Source organism: Bacillus coreaensis (genome assembly GCF_050586445.1).
Taxonomy (GTDB): domain Bacteria; phylum Bacillota; class Bacilli; order Bacillales; family Cytobacillaceae; genus Robertmurraya_A; species Robertmurraya_A coreaensis.
In genome coordinates this window covers 14,041-30,084 of sequence record NZ_JBOCCY010000002.1, presented here as the reverse complement: position 1 = coordinate 30,084, position 16,044 = coordinate 14,041, and the positions used below count along the sequence as shown (strand labels likewise).

Here is a 16,044-nt window from a genome sequence, read left to right as displayed (position 1 = left end):
TTCATTGATTCGGGAGTTTTTTCCTTTTTGATCTTTTCCATAACAAATAGATAAATATGATAAATGCTGCGTACACAGCTCCCATTATAATTATATATGGAATATTCAACCCTGTTTTCTGTCCTAAGATATAAATTTGTGCTTGGTCACGGTCGAGAACGAGCGTATATTCCTCACCTTTTCCACGTACAATATCATCACTAAGTACTCCTCGAAGTTCTTTATCCTTTTCAAGACCTTCTGTAATGGTTACGGTTTGTGTTTTTGTTGTATTATTAATTGCTACAACAGTGGTTTCACCATCATATTCCCTTTTATATACAGCCATCCCCTTCTCTTCATATAGAAAATCGAATGTACCACGGGTTAAGGACGGAAGTGTTTGTCTAGCAGCTCCAATTTGAGAAATATAATCCACCAATTCTTTATCTGTTCGAAAATCCATTTGTCTACGGTTATCAGAGTCTTCTCCACCATCTAGAGCAATCTCACTACCATAATACACAATCGGAATACCAGGGGTCGTGTACAGGTAAGTAAGAGCCAGCTTCCAGCGAGGACCAGGATGCTCATTGTTTTGTATCGCATCTCTTGTAAAACGCGGAGTATCATGATTATCCATAAAAGTACCCATTAAATAAGGTTCTTCGTAAATGGTTTTGTTTCGATCCGCAGTCGTATACAACCAATAAAGAGATTGATCTGGCTTAGCAAAAGCAGTACGTAAATGTTCATTCAAGGGATAATCCACAAAGCCATCAATCCCCGCTTTGTCATACTGGGCTATATAATTTGGGTCATTGTCCCAAACCTCACCGAGTAAGTAGAAATCACCTTTAACACTTTTTACCTCTTTAGTAAATGTTTCCCAAAATCCAACTGGTACATGACGTACCGTATCCAGTCGATAGCCATCGATATCTGTTTCTGTGATCCACCACTTTGCTGCCTCTAATAGATAATTAGACACTTCTTGGTTTTCCGTATTTAAATCAGGTAATCCATAAATCCAGCCATTATTGAGCTCATCTTGATCTTCCCAATTTAAAATTTCTTTATTTTCATGAAACCAATCCTTTTTCTCACCGTCTGTCAGCCACTCGTGTTCGGGTGAAACATGATTGACAACAAAGTCAAGGACGATCTTTATGTCTCGTTTATGCGCCTCATTTACTAATTCTTTAAACTTTTCTATCGTGCCAAAATGTTCTTCTGTGTTGTAAAAGTCAGTAATCCAGTATCCATGATAGCCCTTATCCGCATTATCAAAAATGGGGGTAAGCCAAATAGCGGTGAACCCCATGTCTTTAATATAATCCAATTGATCGATTATACCTTGAAAGTCACCGCCATGATATGATTTGGGATCTTCCATATTTACTTTAAAATCATTACTGAAATCGCTATTATTAAAGCGATCGATCATAATAAAATAAAAAGTCTCATCCTGCCATTTTCGCTCTTCTTTTTCCACTGCACCTACCGGTAGGGAGTAAAAAAGAAGAAACGGGATTAAGATGAAAGAAAGTATTTTCTTTTTCATCTCCGCTCCTCCTTTTCCTGTTAGAAATCCTTCCCTACAAGATTATCCTTTTGTTCCTCCAGCCGTCAAACCAGAAACGAAATATCTTTGGAAAACTAAGAATAATGCAGCGATTGGTATAGCAATAAGTACAGAACCTGCAGCAAACTTTGTAAATTCGTTTCCGAACTGTTTCGCAACTAGTTCATATAGGCCAACTAATAATGTAAATTTATCTTCTGATCGTAATAAAATTCGCGCTAAGATAAAGTCACCAAAAGGAGCAATAAATGAGAATAAAGCAACTACTGCTAAAATTGGCTTTGCAAGTGGCATAACAATTTGGAAGAAAATTCTTAAGTGTCCCGCCCCATCCATTTTTGCAGATTCATCAAGCTCTTTCGGAATCGTATCTAAGTATCCCTTCATTAAATACGTATTCATTGGAATTTGGCCACCGACATACACAAGTATTAATCCTAAGTGTGTATCAATTAAACCTGTACGGTTTGCTAAAACAAAGATGGCAATTAATGCAGCAAAGTTTGGAATCATTTGTAGAATTAAGAATGTGATTAGACCATTCTTACGACCAACAAAACGATACCTTGAGAATGAGTATGCGGTTAATGATACACTTGCAACAGTTAATACCATGGTGATAATACTGATTTTCAAGGAATTTTTATACCACATAATATAGTCACTCTTGTCAGCATCAAACAGATGCTTATAGTGTGCTAGTGTTGGGTTCTCTGGAAACATCGTCGAGCCCGAGAGACTATTCCCAGGATTAAACGAAGATCCAATAATCCAAAGCAATGGGTAGAATACAATAACTGCCATGACCGCAATGACTAAATATGACAGTGTAAGTCTTATGATTTTATTCTTTTTCATACTCATATTACATCATATCCTCTTCTTGGAATGATTTTGTTCTTCTAAATTGCCATAAAGCCACTGCAATAATAATGAAGGATAGAATCATTGTGATGGCTGCTGCTTTTCCATATTGTGCTGAAGTCATCGTCAATCGATAGATCCATGATATTAGAATATCTGTTCCCCATGCGGTTTGCCCTGGCACAGCTGGTCCCCCGTTGTTAAAGAGGAAGATAACATTGAAGTTATTAAAGTTGAACGTATATTGTGTAATCATGATTGGTGCAGTTGCAAACAAGACAAGTGGTAAAGTAATCTTCGAGAACTTTTGCCAAATATTAGCACCGTCTACAGTAGCTGCTTCATATAAGTCCTCTGGAATCGACTGAAGAACACCAGTTACCATTGCAAAGATGAATGGGAAACCTAACCAACCTTGAATTAATATCAATGCTAGACGTGTCCAGTTGGCTTCTGTCATCCATGGCTGCGGATCTAACCCTAGAGCTGGTAATATCATTTTATTTATTGCACCGAAGGTTTCATTAAACATTCCAGAGAAAATCATAATGGATACGAATGCTGGTACCGCCCAAGGTAAAATTAATATCGTACGAATAATCGCTTTACCTTTTAGATCTTTCTGATTAACAATAATGGCAAGGAACATCCCTAAAGCAATTTGGAACGTTGTCGCACCAAAAGTCCAGACAATTGTCCAACCTAATACTTTAAAGAACGTATTACGCCAGATATCAATTTTAAAAATATCTATAAAGTTCTGTATCCCAATCCAATCAACTAACTTAGCAGGTGGTGAATGGTATAAATCGTAGTTTGTAAATGCTAATAAGATGACGAAAATAATCGGAAAGATTACAACAAAAATTAATAGCAAAAACCCTGGTGAAATCATTAAATATGGAAAACCACCGTCAATTAAGTTGTGGTATTGTTCTCTAACTGAATTTAGTTTTAAACCTAGATCACGTTTTTTCCCATTAGAGTGTGCATCGTAAAGGTTAAATGCATACACCCCTAACCCTAGCACTGTAACAATCAATGCGATAATTCCATCAATCAAAAGAAAGATCGAATGGTCTACTTTAGGTATTTCACCTAATGTAAACAATCCCCAAAACCCCATGTTTAATATGTCGCCAAACACAATCCCGAATGAAGCTGCTAATACAAGAAAGATGATTCCTTTTAAAAACTGACGATTATAAAATTGCCCTAATCCTGGGACAATTGAAAGCAATGCAGCTGTCTTTGCATGCTTTGTTGTTCCTACTTTTTCCGCTTCCATTTGACTTCTATCCCCTTTCTAACTTGAGGAGGAATGTATTTTTTGTTGCGCAATCGTTTGCCTAAAAGAATGTAATGATAGGCAATACCGAAGGTACTGCCTATCGATTGTAGCACAAATTATTTTGCGTGGTTCGTCTCAATCTGCTTCTTAATCGTATCTACTGCCGAATCAAGAGCTGCCTTTGGCTCTGATTTTTGGGTAGCAATTTGTTGTAATGCTGATGCCATTGGAGACCAAACCTCAGCCATTTCTGGAATATTTGGCATTGGAATCGCATAGGAAGACTGAACAGCTACTGCTTTTGCTGCTTCGTTATCAGCAATAATTGGATTCTCGATTAGAGTTTTAACTGGTGGAATTTCCCCAGTTGTTTCAAAACGCGTTTTTGCACTATCTTCATTTGTTAAGAATTCAACAAGCTTTGTAGCCCAATATTGATTTTCCGTGAATGCTGTTACATGCCATCCTTTAACACCCATAAATGTTTTTACATTTTCACCATTTGGTAAAGTTGGTAGCGGTGCAACACCGTAGTCAATTCCAGCATCCTTCATTGCTTGGAATGCCCAAGGACCATTCATAACAGAAGCAACTTTTCCTTCGTTAAATAGCCCGTCCATAGCTGATCCACCAGATTCACCGATGATTCCTTTAGGGAAAAGGCCTTCTTTATACCATTGTTGAATGTACTCAGCACCTGTTACAGCACCTTCGTTATTTAGACCGATATCATCGCGGTTTAATGCACCATTTTCTTCTTTAAATACGTAAGCACCGTTTCCACCCATAATACCATGAGCGAAGTAATAGTTATCCCAAAGAGCTAAGAAACCGTAATTATCGCCTTTAGTAAAATCCTTTGAGAAAGTATATAACTCATCAAAAGATTCAGGAGCTTTTTCCATTAACGCTTTGTTGTAAATAAAGACTGGTGTTTCTGTCGCTTTTGGTAGTCCATAAAGCTTTCCATCATACATTTGAGCTGAGATTGAAGATTCAGTGAAGGTATCAAGTACTTCTTGATCTACTTCAATTTCTGAGATTAATCCCTCAACAACTACTTGACCGATTTGGTCATGTGGCAGTGTTACAACGTCTGGAGCATTTCCAGCTGGTCCATCTAGACGAAGTTGGTCACGAATTTTGTCTGCCATTCCTAATGTTTTATACTCAACTTTAATGCCATATTCTTTTTCAAAAGCTTCGATAGCAGGCTCTAATGCAACCTCTTTATCTGTATCTTCCCATACTACTAATTTCTCTGGCTTTGCTGGTTCTTCTCCAGCCGTTTTGCCACCTTCATTTTCTGTTGAAGTACCTTCCTCACGATTTGGTCCACATGCAGCAAGGACTCCTAGTACTAACATGATCATCATGAAAAGCGAAAATGCTTTTTTCATTATTGACCCCTCCAAAAATGTATGTTTTTATTTTCTGCTAGCTGTACAAACGATTGCACAAATCTACAAAAACAGCACTCTATGAAAACGTTGCCACAATAAGTTAAAAATAAGTAACTCATTGATCTTATATGTTCAACTGAAATCATAGAGTTGTGAAAACGATTGCACAAACTATATTTTTTATTATACCTAGTTTTTTCATTTTGACAACTATTTTCACATAAAATACAAAGAAAAAAATTTATAAGTGTTTTGCCATGTATTTGTTGAAGGGTTTTCACATATCTGCTAACGTAAAGAAAGTAGAATTAAATGCAATCGATTGCACAAAAGGGGGAAAATATTATGATTACTCGTTCTTCTATCTATCATCGTCCTACAGATGAATACGCATATCCCATTGATGAACATACATTACATATAAAATTGCGTACTCGTAAAGAAGAAGTACAAACGGTTAAGCTTTTATTCGGTGATCAATATGAGTGGAAAGATGGTGCTTGGATTTCTCAGCAAACAGAAATGGAGAAAGTTGCAACAGACGCTCTTTTTGATTACTGGCTTCTAAGCATACAACCTACCTACAAGCGAATTCGCTACGGCTTCTTTATTAGTAATGGAGAAGAAACAATTTTATATACAGAAAAAGGATTTTATGAGAAGGCTCCTGAAGATCCGGGCTATTACTTCTCATTTCCCTTCCTTCATGCGAGCGAAGTATTTCGTGCTCCAAGCTGGGTAAAAGATACGGTCTGGTATCAAATATTCCCAGAAAGATTCGCCAATGGTGATCTTACCAATGATCCAGAAGGTTCACTTCCTTGGGCAAGTGAACCTCCATCACCGAAGAACTTTTTTGGTGGGGACTTTAAAGGTATTATCGAGCAAATTGATTATTTAGTTGATTTAGGGATCACTGGAATTTACTTTACTCCTATTTTCAAGGCATATTCGAATCATAAATACGATACGATTGATTATATGGAAATTGATCCTCAGTTTGGGGATAAGGAAACCTTTAAGGAACTTGTAAAAACTTGTCACAAAAATGGAATAAAGGTGATGCTTGATGCTGTGTTTAATCATAGTGGATACCACTTTCCTCCCTTTCAAGATGTTCTTAAGAATGGAGAGAAATCAAAGTATGCAAGCTGGTTCCACACAAAGGAATTTCCATTAAAAGGTGGCGAGCTTCCAAACTACTCTACATTTGCCTTTGAGCAAACGATGCCTAAACTTAATACACAAAACGAAGAAGTAAAACAATATTTGCTTGAGGTTGGAAGGTACTGGGTTCAAGAATTTGATATAGATGGATGGCGATTAGATGTAGCGAATGAAATTGACCATCAGTTTTGGAGAGATTTCCGCCATGCGGTTAAGGAAGTCAAGCCTGAACTATATATCCTAGGGGAAATTTGGCATGATTCGATGCCTTGGCTTCGGGGAGACCAATTTGATGCAGTGATGAACTATCCATTCCTAACAAATGTATTAAATTTCTTTGCAAAAGACCAGATTTCAAAGCAGCAATTTATCGAGAACATGACATCTGTTATTCAAATGTATCCTAGCAATGTGAATGAAGCTGCTTTTAACCTCGTTGGAAGCCATGATACACCGCGTATTTTGACAGAATGTAAGGACAGCACAGATAGAATGAAGCTCATCTACACCTTTATGATGACATTTATCGGGACACCTTGTATATATTATGGAGATGAAATTGGCTTAAGTGGAGTCATGGACCCTGGTTGTAGAGAATGCATGCCGTGGGAGGAAGAAAATTGGAATAAAGAGATGCGACAACATATCCAAACATTAATTAAGCTAAGAAAAGAAGAAAAGCTTCTCGCAAACTCAGGAACCTTCTCCTTCCTTGCTAATTCCGATGAAGAAGTGTGTATTGCCTACTCCAAAAAGGATGGAAACAAAGCAATTATCGTTATTTTAAACCCTACGTCCAAAGAGGCTACGCATTCTTTGCCATTTCATTTAAAAGGGAGAAAACTTACAGACTTATTAAACAATAGTGAATTTGCCGCTGAGTCTGATCAACTTTCAGTTACGGTTGCTCCTTTTGGCTTTGAAATCATCTCCTTTTAAATTAACACTTCATCTGTTAAAATGAAGTGTTTACTAAATAGTCTTAAGCACTCTGCTTAAGACTATTTCCTTTTATTATGTTAGGGGGTCAATTAGTCATGAGCACGAAAAGCAAAACACAAAAGATGACCCTTGTTGCTTTAACATGGCCCATCTTTATTGAAATTTTATTGTATATGCTTATGGGGAATGCAGATACATTAATGCTCTCACAATACTCTGATGAGTCCGTTGCCGCTGTTGGCGTATCGAACCAAGTTCTTTCGCTAATCATCGTAATGTTTGGTTTTGTTGCAACAGGAACAGCTATTCTTGTCACACAGAATTTAGGAGCGAAACAGGAAAATACAGCTGCAGAAATTTCAATCGTTTCCCTTGGAGCAAATCTTGTTTTTGGGATTCTTTTAAGTATAGGAATTTTTCTCTTTAGTAAACCTATTTTATTAATGATGGATTTACCTCCCGAACTATTGGATGAAGCAAACTCTTACCTGTTAATTGTCGGAGGATTTTCTTTTGTTCAAGCGTTTATCATGACAATTGGTGCCGTCATTCGTAGTTATGGATTTACGAAAGATGTTATGTATATCACAATTGGCATGAATATTATTAATGTGATTGGGAACTACTTATTTATTTTTGGTCCTTTTGGTTTTCCGATTCTCGGCGTGGAAGGAGTAGCTATCTCAACTACTGTTAGTAGATTCATAGGTTTGATTATAGCCATCATCGTGATGATTAAAAGAATTCCTGTTCAGCTGCCGTTTCACCTGCTGTTCCGTTTTCCGAAGGTGCATGTTAGAAACTTGCTTAAAATTGGTATTCCCTCCGCCGGTGAGCAACTTTCCTATAATGCTTCTCAGATGGTCATTACGTTCTTTATTGCCACACTAGGTACGGAAGCACTCACTTCCAAAGTATACGCTCAAAATCTTATGATGTTTATCTTCCTTTTTAGCATTGCGATAAGTCAAGGTACACAAATATTAATAGGTTATATGATTGGTGCAAAGAAGTACGAAGATGCGTATCATCGATGCTTAAAAAGTCTACGTCTAGCTATAATTATTTCCTTAAGCGCAGCCGTACTCTTCTCGTTTTTTGCAAAAGATTTAATGAAGTTATTTACAAACAATGAGGACATCATTGCACTGGGTAGCACGTTGATTCTGTTAACGATCATTTTAGAACCAGGCCGCTCTTTCAACTTAGTCATTATCAATTCTTTAAGAGCAACGGGAGATGTGAAATTCCCAGTATATATGGGAATTCTTTCTATGTGGGGGGTGGCTGTCACCTTATCTTATTTACTAGGAATCACCTTTGGGCTTGGTCTCGTTGGCATTTGGATTGCTTTCATTGCGGATGAATGGCTGAGAGGCTTACTCATGCTTTGGAGATGGCGCTCAAAAGTTTGGGTTCGCCATTCCTTTATAGAAGAGAAAGCAGTTTAAAAAGAACAAAATTCAGAAGATGCCCACACTTTTTGTTAAAGGGTTCTATTCTCGGGTACCTTCTTATTAAAATACACAAAAAAAGCTGCTTTTTTCCACATCTAGAGTTCTAGGTTCAAGAGGGTCCGTATTTATCGGTTGGGGGTCAGGTTAAGCACCCGAGCTGATAAATAGACGGAGAAATTCCGGTTAATTAGTAATTCTTATTAAAAAAGGCTCAAATAGGCGGAGGGATTCCGCCTATTTGCTCGAAAAATTCGAAAATAGGCGATTTTGCTTTGCATAAGCGGAAAAACTCCCCTTATTTACCCCCAAACGAGGCTCCATTTTGTATCTAACCGGAAATTCTCCACTTATTTTACTTTTGCTAGTTACTCGATTAAGGACAAAACATCTTATTTATATAAGGAGTAAGTTTTATCTTATTTTAAGATAAGCACTTCAAACGGAACTCTTTAACTTTTTGTATAGGCTTCTTTCCTTACTTAGGATTCAACAATATTAATATTGTAATCTTTAAACCAGATGTGAATTTGAGCTAGATGAGCAAGAAGCTGTGGTCCAGTCATTAATTGGCCGAACCAAGGTTCTTTAAAGGCTGCACCTTCAGTAGTGATTATTTCCTTTAGTTTTGCTTCATTAAAAAATTCATATAGAACCGAACCTTTATCCGTCATAATCTCTGCAAGCATCTGCTGTACTGCTTTTGTATACTTCGGATTATGCGTTTTCGGATACGGACTTTTCTTCCGATACAATACTTCATCTGGGAGAATTCCTTCTAATGCTTTTCGTAGCAATCCTTTTTCACGATTTTGGTAATTCTTCATTTCCCAAGGGATATTCCAGACATATTCAACTAGTCGGTGATCTGCAAAAGGAACCCTTACTTCAAGACTTGCTCCCATACTCATTCGATCCTTGCGATCAAGTAAGGTGGTCATAAACCAAATCATATTCAGATAAAACAACTCTCGTCTTTTTGCTTCTTCCCTCGTCTCCCCCTCTAAAACAGGAGTCTCTTGAACAGTCTTATTGAACTGTTGAAGCATGTAGTCTTTTAGCTGTAACTTTTCCCGCCACTCAGTTCGGAGCAAACCCTGTCTTTCTTCAATCGATCTCATCCATGGAAAACCTTCACGAGTTAAGTCTGCTTCACGTCGAAACCAAGGGTACCCGCCAAAAATTTCATCTGCACATTCCCCGGATAAACTAACAACGAAATCTTTTTTAATTTCACGGCAGAACCATAATAGAGATGAATCTACATCTGCCATTCCAGGTAAATCTCTTACATGAACAGCTTCAATTAAATGTTCAGCCAGAAGCTCTTGAGAAATAATGCTATTATGATGAGTGGTCTGAAATTCATCAGACATTTTTTGTATATAGATTCCATCCGAATTTGGCTGAAATTCATTTGCCTTAAAGAATTGGTCATTGTCTTCATAATCAATTGAATACGTATGAAGGCTCCCTTTTCCTTCTTTTTGATATTCCATCGCTGCAATGGCTGTAATGGCACTAGAATCTACTCCGCCTGATAAAAATGTACAGAGAGGAACATCTGAAACGAGCTGGCGTTTAACCGCATCCGTAAAGAGGAAGCGAACCTTATCAACGGTATCATTCAAACTGTCCGTATGCTTCTCACTTTTTACATTCCAGTATCGCCAAATATTTAGTCCTTTGCTTTTGGATAGAGTAAGTGCATGAGCAGGCCTTAGCTCAGATATCCCTTTAAATACCCCATTTCCTGGGGATCTTGATGGACCTAGAGCAAAAACCTCTGCTAACCCTTCTCGATCAATTTCTGTTTTCACTTCTGGATGAGCAAGAATCGCTTTTAATTCGGAGCCAAACATAATCCCTTTTTCTGTTGATAAATAAAAAAGCGGCTTAACGCCAAGTCGATCCCGTCCTATAAAGAGCTGTTCCTTCTTCTCATCCCAAATGGCGAAAGCAAATATGCCATTTAAATGATCCACACAATTTTCTTCCCATTCTATATATGCAGTTAATAGAACTTCTGTATCAGAATGACCGATAAAGGAATATCCTTTTACTAACAGTTCTTTTCGAATATCTTCGGTATTATATAGTTCACCATTATAACAAATCGTATATTTGTGATTATTTTTTGATTTAGACATTGGTTGTTTTCCACCCTCTGGGTCAACAACAATTAAGCGTTTATGTCCGAATCCTACATGAATATCTGTCCATACATTTGTATCATCTGGACCGCGCTTTGCCAAGGTTTCAGCCATTTTCGTAATAGAGTCACGTTCTTTTCTCATATCTCTTTGGAAGTCAATCCAGCCTGTTATGCCACACATATTTTTTTCATCCTTTCAAAGTAGTGCGTTTGTTTGGTCAGTCCGAACATATACCCATACTATGCTGGGCGCGAAAAATGGTTAATTGTCCAATTTTTAAGTGGCGGTGTTTAAAATATAAACAAGATGTCTAGAAAGAATGAAGATAGATCTAAAAAACTTTTATACCCTTTAGCCTTTAACGGAGGTCTTATCATGAATAGACAGCAACGACTAAAACTTTTTGAGTATCAAACGAGAGCATTTATAGAAGGTACGGTAGAGCATATAAACAACCAGTGGATTTTTTTCGATGAGGAAACAGATGAAGCCTCCATTTTGGATGATTTTTTACACCAAGAAATTGAGGTATTTCGATTCAATCGATGGAAAAAGGGAATTTTATTTGAGGATGGGAAAGTAACATTTGGAAGTGAAACTTTTCATTTAAAAAATCAAGACGTAGTAAGAATTCGCAAACACTTAATGTATTCCCTTGAACGGTTGCTAGAAGAGATCAACGATGATTCATTTTATCAGTTTATCTCCCATTTAAATTCACTTGGCTTTTCAATCTTTGACTGTATTTATTGCTACAATCATCTAACGTTTTTAAAGGATGCGGAAAGAAAAAGTGGTGTGAATTTTATTATCTTTGATAATCAAGAGGAAATCTGTAATGTTCAACATCATTTCTGTTATTATAAAAAGCAAACCGATCGTTTTGAGTTTACACTTAACGCTGGTAAGAGAACGGTGATTGAAAAATTTGTATAATAAAACCTGCTCCTTGGAGCAGGTTTTATTTAAAATAATTGAAATCCAAGTGGTAAGCGAAGTCCTAATAAGATTACTAGAACAACCGCAAGATAAAATTGGATCCAAAGCGACTTTGTTTCTTTTCCTTTTACCGTACGAACGAGAACCATCTCCATCGCTGCAATAACCCAAAGTCCAATTAATACTTTAGCTATATACTCAACTGGCTGCATGGAGAATAATGTATGAACGAGCATTCCCCCTGTGGCAAACACAATGATATACAAAACTCTCAAAATCATATGAACGATTTTCGCTGCCTTTGCTTTTCCACTCTTATGTAATGAGTTTGCTACAAAAAATAGGACTAGTGCAAGAACCCATGCGGTTATATGGGCATGTGTATTAATCGACATAAATTAGCCTCCCTATTAAATATCGACTTTATCATACCATAATAGTGTTAAAAAAACTAAAAAGAACGTCTCCATTGAATTTCTTGCTTCATCATTTGTTCACAAAGTTTTCAAATTTCTTCACTGACATGATTCGTTAGGGTTCCAACACCTTCAATCGTAATTTCAATTTGATCGCCTGGCTTTAGAAAGCGAGGTGGGTGAAATCCTTTTCCTACCCCAGCTGGAGTACCCGTAGCAATCACATCACCTGGTTCTAGTGTCATCCCCAATGATAGTGTCGAAATCATTTCTTCCACTGAAAAGATAAAGTGTTTTGTATTGGAGCTTTGGCGAACCTCTCCATTTACTTTTGTTTCAATAGTTAATTGATTGGGATTTGATAGGCTATCTTTATGAACAAGAAATGGTCCCATCGGACAACTAGAGTCTAGGCTTTTTCCAAGAAAGAACTGCTTATGCTTCGCTTGAAGATCACGTGCTGTTATATCGTTTACAATCGTATAACCAAACACATAGTCAAGGGCATCTTCTTTTTGTATATTGCTTCCCTTCTTTCCAATCACGATCGCTAACTCTCCTTCATAGTCTAACTGTTTCGTAATAGAAAGATGATTCTCAATATGTTCATTTGGACCAATAATCGTAGTTGGAGCTTTTGTAAAAACCATCATATGCTCAGGAATATCATCCTTACTTCCCATCTCAATCGCATGGTCCACGTAATTTTTCCCTATACACAAAATGTTTTTCGGTGGCTTTGTAATGGGTGAAAGCAAGGTAACCTCTTCTAAAAGGAAATACTCCTCCTCGCTTGCTGCTTGGGTTTTTTCGCTTATCTCGTGTAGAAATTCATCTCCCCTTGCAATACATTCGACCATTGAATCCGTTTCGTTAACAGAAAGAACCTTTGTTTCTGTTGAATCCAAAATACCAATAAAAACTGTGTTTTCTCTCTTTCCGGTAAGAAGCTTCATAAGTTTTCTCCTTTTTTCATTAGTTTCTGCCATTTCCAGTACGAAACTGTTCTCCACACCCACTCAAACGGGCCTATATAAAAGTACTTTATCCATATATGACTAACAATTAATTGAAATAGAAATATCGTTAAGGCTAATACCGTTCCTTCGACAACTGATACTTGTCCATACAGACCCAGACCGTAAGAATAAAATATCATCGTCGATACGATGGATTGTCCTAAGTAATTTGGGAAACTAAGCTTCCCAACAGGTCCAAAGAATTTTAACATCTGTAAGCCTCGTTGATGATTCGAACCAAGTGCGATCAGTAGGATGTATGATATAGATAAAAGAGGACCACCAAGCATATCTTGAGAATATTCTGTTGCCCAGTTTCTTGTTAACCAATAAGGAGCGCTCTTAATAACCAATCCAATGAGTAATGTTACCCCTATTGCTACTAGAAACGGTCTTTTTAATTCTTTTACTCTTCTTAACCAATTCTCTTTCGCCGCTCCTCCCCCGATTAAAAACATAGGAAAGATTGAAAAAAGCATAAAGAACAGATTACCTGGATTATTTACTAAATACCAATCCACAAATCTTTGCTCCCGTATTTCCTCATAAGTACCATTTTGATAAGTTTTATACGACGCTAGAGCACTTGTCTCATCTGCTATTGTAAACTCCCCATTACCAGCGACCATCGAAGCTAAAATCATCATGACCGTAATGATCACATTAGGCACAAAGTATAATATCATTCCGAGTAACATAAGTACTTTTCCTCTAAGCCTGATAAATAGCAGAAGGAGGATACCAAACAAGGAGTAGGTAAAAAGGATATCTCCATGCCAAATATAGTTCGCATGTACCCAACCAATAAAGGACAAAAAAAGTAATCTCCTTATTGCTATGGTCGGAAAGTTTCCACCCTTTGCAATGGTTCTCTCTCTTAAAATAACAAAACCATATCCAAAGAGAAAAGAGAATAAAGGATATATACTTCCTTGAATGAACAAATCAATCCACGAGTAAAACAAGCGGTCACTAGTAGCCGTCCATGTAACAAAGGGGTCAATATAAAGGATTGGGGTATGAAAAGATAGCATGTTTACTAAGAAAATCCCCAATATGGATAATCCTCTCATTATATCAATGGAAACAATTCTCTCCTGGTTATTCATTTCTTAAATATATCCCTCCCTCTTTCTACACTCCCCGAAACCTATTATACTTGAAACATTCCCAATAAACACCAAAACCGTTCCCTAAATAGGGAACGGCTACTACTTAATTAACAAATTTACCTGCTTTTCCATGAGACTCCCAATAATCATTTCTAAGATGCACTTTTTGAATCTTTCCTGATGCGGTTTTCGGTAATTCTTTAACAAAAGTAACACCGGTAACTGCTTTAAAATGAGCAAGCTTTTCACGAGAGAAAGAGATAAGATCCTTCTCTTTCACCGAATGACCTGATCTAACCACTACGAAAGCATGAGGTGTTTCTCCCCACTTCTCATGCGGAACAGCAATAACTGCTGCTTCTAATACACTCGGGTGCTCATAAAGTACTCCTTCAACTTCAATAGAAGAAATATTCTCCCCACCACTTATAATGATATCTTTTTTCCGATCGACAATATCAATATTCCCATAGAGGTCTACTGTTGCCATATCACCCGTATGAAGCCATCCATCCCTAATGGTCTCCATCGTAGCCTCTAGATTTTTCCAATAGCCCTTCATGACGCCATTGCTTCGCGTGACCACTTCACCAATTTCCTTCCCGTTCTTTTCCACTTCCTGCCCCTTTTCATTAATAACACGCACTTCACATCCGATCATACTCACCCCAGCCATAGCTTTCATACGGTATTGGTCCTTTAATGGAAGATCAGCCAGATGAGAACGAATCGTTGAGATTGTACTTAAAGGAGAGGATTCGGTCATTCCATACACTTGAATAAACTCCCACCCAAGCTCTCTTTCTACCCTTGTCACAAATGCTGGGGGTGGAGCAGAGCCTGCTATGACCACTCTTACCTTATGATCAATTTGCGGGATGTTTTGCTCATAGTATTGAAGCAGGCTATTTAATACAGTTGGTGCCATATGCATGACGCTTACTTTATATTTTTCTATCGCTTTAAAAATATTCTCTGGAGTAGCTTTTCGCAAACATATTTGAGTAGATCCATTGGCTGTATAATAAAAAGGGGACCCCCAACCATTCACATGAAACATCGGGAGAATATGGAGCAGAACATCTTGATCACTTACCCGTAAGTGGTGCATCGTCGTAAGAGCATGTATATAATTATTACGGTGTGTGAGCATCACTCCTTTTGGTTGCCCCGTTGTACCACTTGTATATAACAAGCTACAAACATCCTCCTCATGTAGCTCAGCTTTAGGAAACGCTTTCTTTTCTTTGGTTACTAACCATTCGTCGTACCCTATCTCTTGTGTCAACTCATTTTTGTAATGAACAATGATGGTCTCAACTGTTTCTAATTTTTCCTTAATAGGGAGAATAAGATCAAAAAGCTCTTGATCTACAAATAATACCTTTGATTCACTATGATTTAAAATAAACAAATAATCTTCTGGTTTTAACCGAATATTTAGTGGCACCATCACTCCACCCAACAAAAATACCCCATAAAAACCTTCTAGCATTTCAACACTGTTAGGAGCTAAATAGGCTACCCGATCACCTTTGTTCACTCCTAGATCCTTTAATCCATTTGCCAGCTGATTTACTCTTTCTCCCAATTGACCATATGTAAAGCTCCGTTCTTCACAATATACTGCTTCTTTTTGACTATAAAGAGATACCGCACGGTCCAAAAACTGAGTTAACACCAAAGGTACAATCATTTCAACAACTCCCTTTGTCAA

12 protein-coding genes are annotated in these 16,044 nt (G+C 37.4%); 3 read left to right on the top strand and 9 right to left on the bottom strand.

What is annotated here, in order from left to right:
• Window position 1: 1 nt before the first annotated feature.
• The 4 genes from ACQ5H4_RS03285 to ACQ5H4_RS03270 form a co-directional block, all read right to left on the bottom strand.
• On the bottom strand, window positions 2-1,543 hold the full coding sequence (locus tag ACQ5H4_RS03285) for an alpha-amylase family glycosyl hydrolase (protein WP_430773575.1): 1,542 nt from the start codon (window positions 1,541-1,543) through the stop codon (window positions 2-4).
• Window positions 1,544-1,585: 42 nt separating this feature from the next.
• On the bottom strand, window positions 1,586-2,428 hold the full coding sequence (locus ACQ5H4_RS03280) for a sugar ABC transporter permease (RefSeq protein ID WP_430773574.1): 843 nt from the start codon (window positions 2,426-2,428) through the stop codon (window positions 1,586-1,588).
• A 1-nt stretch (window position 2,429) separates the two neighbouring features.
• Window positions 2,430-3,716: a carbohydrate ABC transporter permease gene (locus ACQ5H4_RS03275; RefSeq protein WP_430773573.1), complete on the bottom strand. Its 1,287-nt coding sequence runs from the start codon at window positions 3,714-3,716 to the stop codon at window positions 2,430-2,432.
• 119 nt (window positions 3,717-3,835) lie between these two features.
• Window positions 3,836-5,119 carry an extracellular solute-binding protein gene (locus ACQ5H4_RS03270; RefSeq protein WP_430773572.1) on the bottom strand — a complete coding sequence of 428 codons (1,284 nt, stop codon included), beginning with the start codon at window positions 5,117-5,119 and terminating at the stop codon, window positions 3,836-3,838.
• 351 nt (window positions 5,120-5,470) lie between these two features.
• Between ACQ5H4_RS03270 and ACQ5H4_RS03265 the strand changes: the two genes are divergently transcribed.
• Both ACQ5H4_RS03265 and ACQ5H4_RS03260 read left to right on the top strand, forming a co-directional pair.
• A complete protein-coding gene (locus ACQ5H4_RS03265) occupies window positions 5,471-7,228 on the top strand; it encodes an alpha-glycosidase (protein WP_430774043.1) in 1,758 nt (585 codons plus the stop codon).
• A 98-nt stretch (window positions 7,229-7,326) separates the two neighbouring features.
• Entirely contained in the window at window positions 7,327-8,682 is a 1,356-nt protein-coding gene (locus tag ACQ5H4_RS03260) for an MATE family efflux transporter (RefSeq protein ID WP_430773571.1), read from the top strand.
• A gap of 485 nt (window positions 8,683-9,167) precedes the next feature.
• On the opposite strand, the gene asnB is transcribed toward ACQ5H4_RS03260, so the two are convergent.
• Entirely contained in the window at window positions 9,168-11,021 is a 1,854-nt protein-coding gene (gene asnB / locus ACQ5H4_RS03255; protein WP_430773570.1) for an asparagine synthase (glutamine-hydrolyzing), read from the bottom strand.
• A gap of 195 nt (window positions 11,022-11,216) precedes the next feature.
• Here asnB and ACQ5H4_RS03250 point away from each other — a divergent pair, with 195 nt between their 5' ends.
• Entirely contained in the window at window positions 11,217-11,777 is a 561-nt protein-coding gene (locus tag ACQ5H4_RS03250) for a DUF2777 domain-containing protein (RefSeq protein WP_430773569.1), read from the top strand.
• A gap of 29 nt (window positions 11,778-11,806) precedes the next feature.
• Here the strand turns inward: ACQ5H4_RS03250 and ACQ5H4_RS03245 are convergent, their stop codons facing one another.
• The 4 genes from ACQ5H4_RS03245 to ACQ5H4_RS03230 all read right to left on the bottom strand — a co-directional run bounded on the left by ACQ5H4_RS03245 (window position 11,807) and on the right by ACQ5H4_RS03230 (window position 16,023).
• Window positions 11,807-12,175 carry a YisL family protein gene (locus ACQ5H4_RS03245; RefSeq protein WP_430773568.1) on the bottom strand — a complete coding sequence of 123 codons (369 nt, stop codon included), beginning with the start codon at window positions 12,173-12,175 and terminating at the stop codon, window positions 11,807-11,809.
• A 110-nt stretch (window positions 12,176-12,285) separates the two neighbouring features.
• Window positions 12,286-13,152: a fumarylacetoacetate hydrolase family protein gene (locus ACQ5H4_RS03240; protein WP_430773567.1), complete on the bottom strand. Its 867-nt coding sequence runs from the start codon at window positions 13,150-13,152 to the stop codon at window positions 12,286-12,288.
• Window positions 13,149-14,324 (bottom strand): DUF418 domain-containing protein, encoded by a 1,176-nt coding sequence (locus tag ACQ5H4_RS03235; protein ID WP_430773566.1) that lies wholly within the window; start codon window positions 14,322-14,324, stop codon window positions 13,149-13,151. The genes ACQ5H4_RS03240 and ACQ5H4_RS03235 overlap by 4 nt, the downstream gene beginning before the upstream one ends.
• Before the next feature lie 106 nt (window positions 14,325-14,430).
• Window positions 14,431-16,023, bottom strand: a complete 1,593-nt coding sequence (locus tag ACQ5H4_RS03230; protein ID WP_430773565.1) for a long-chain-fatty-acid--CoA ligase — start codon at window positions 16,021-16,023, stop codon at window positions 14,431-14,433.
• Window positions 16,024-16,044: the final 21 nt, after the last annotated feature.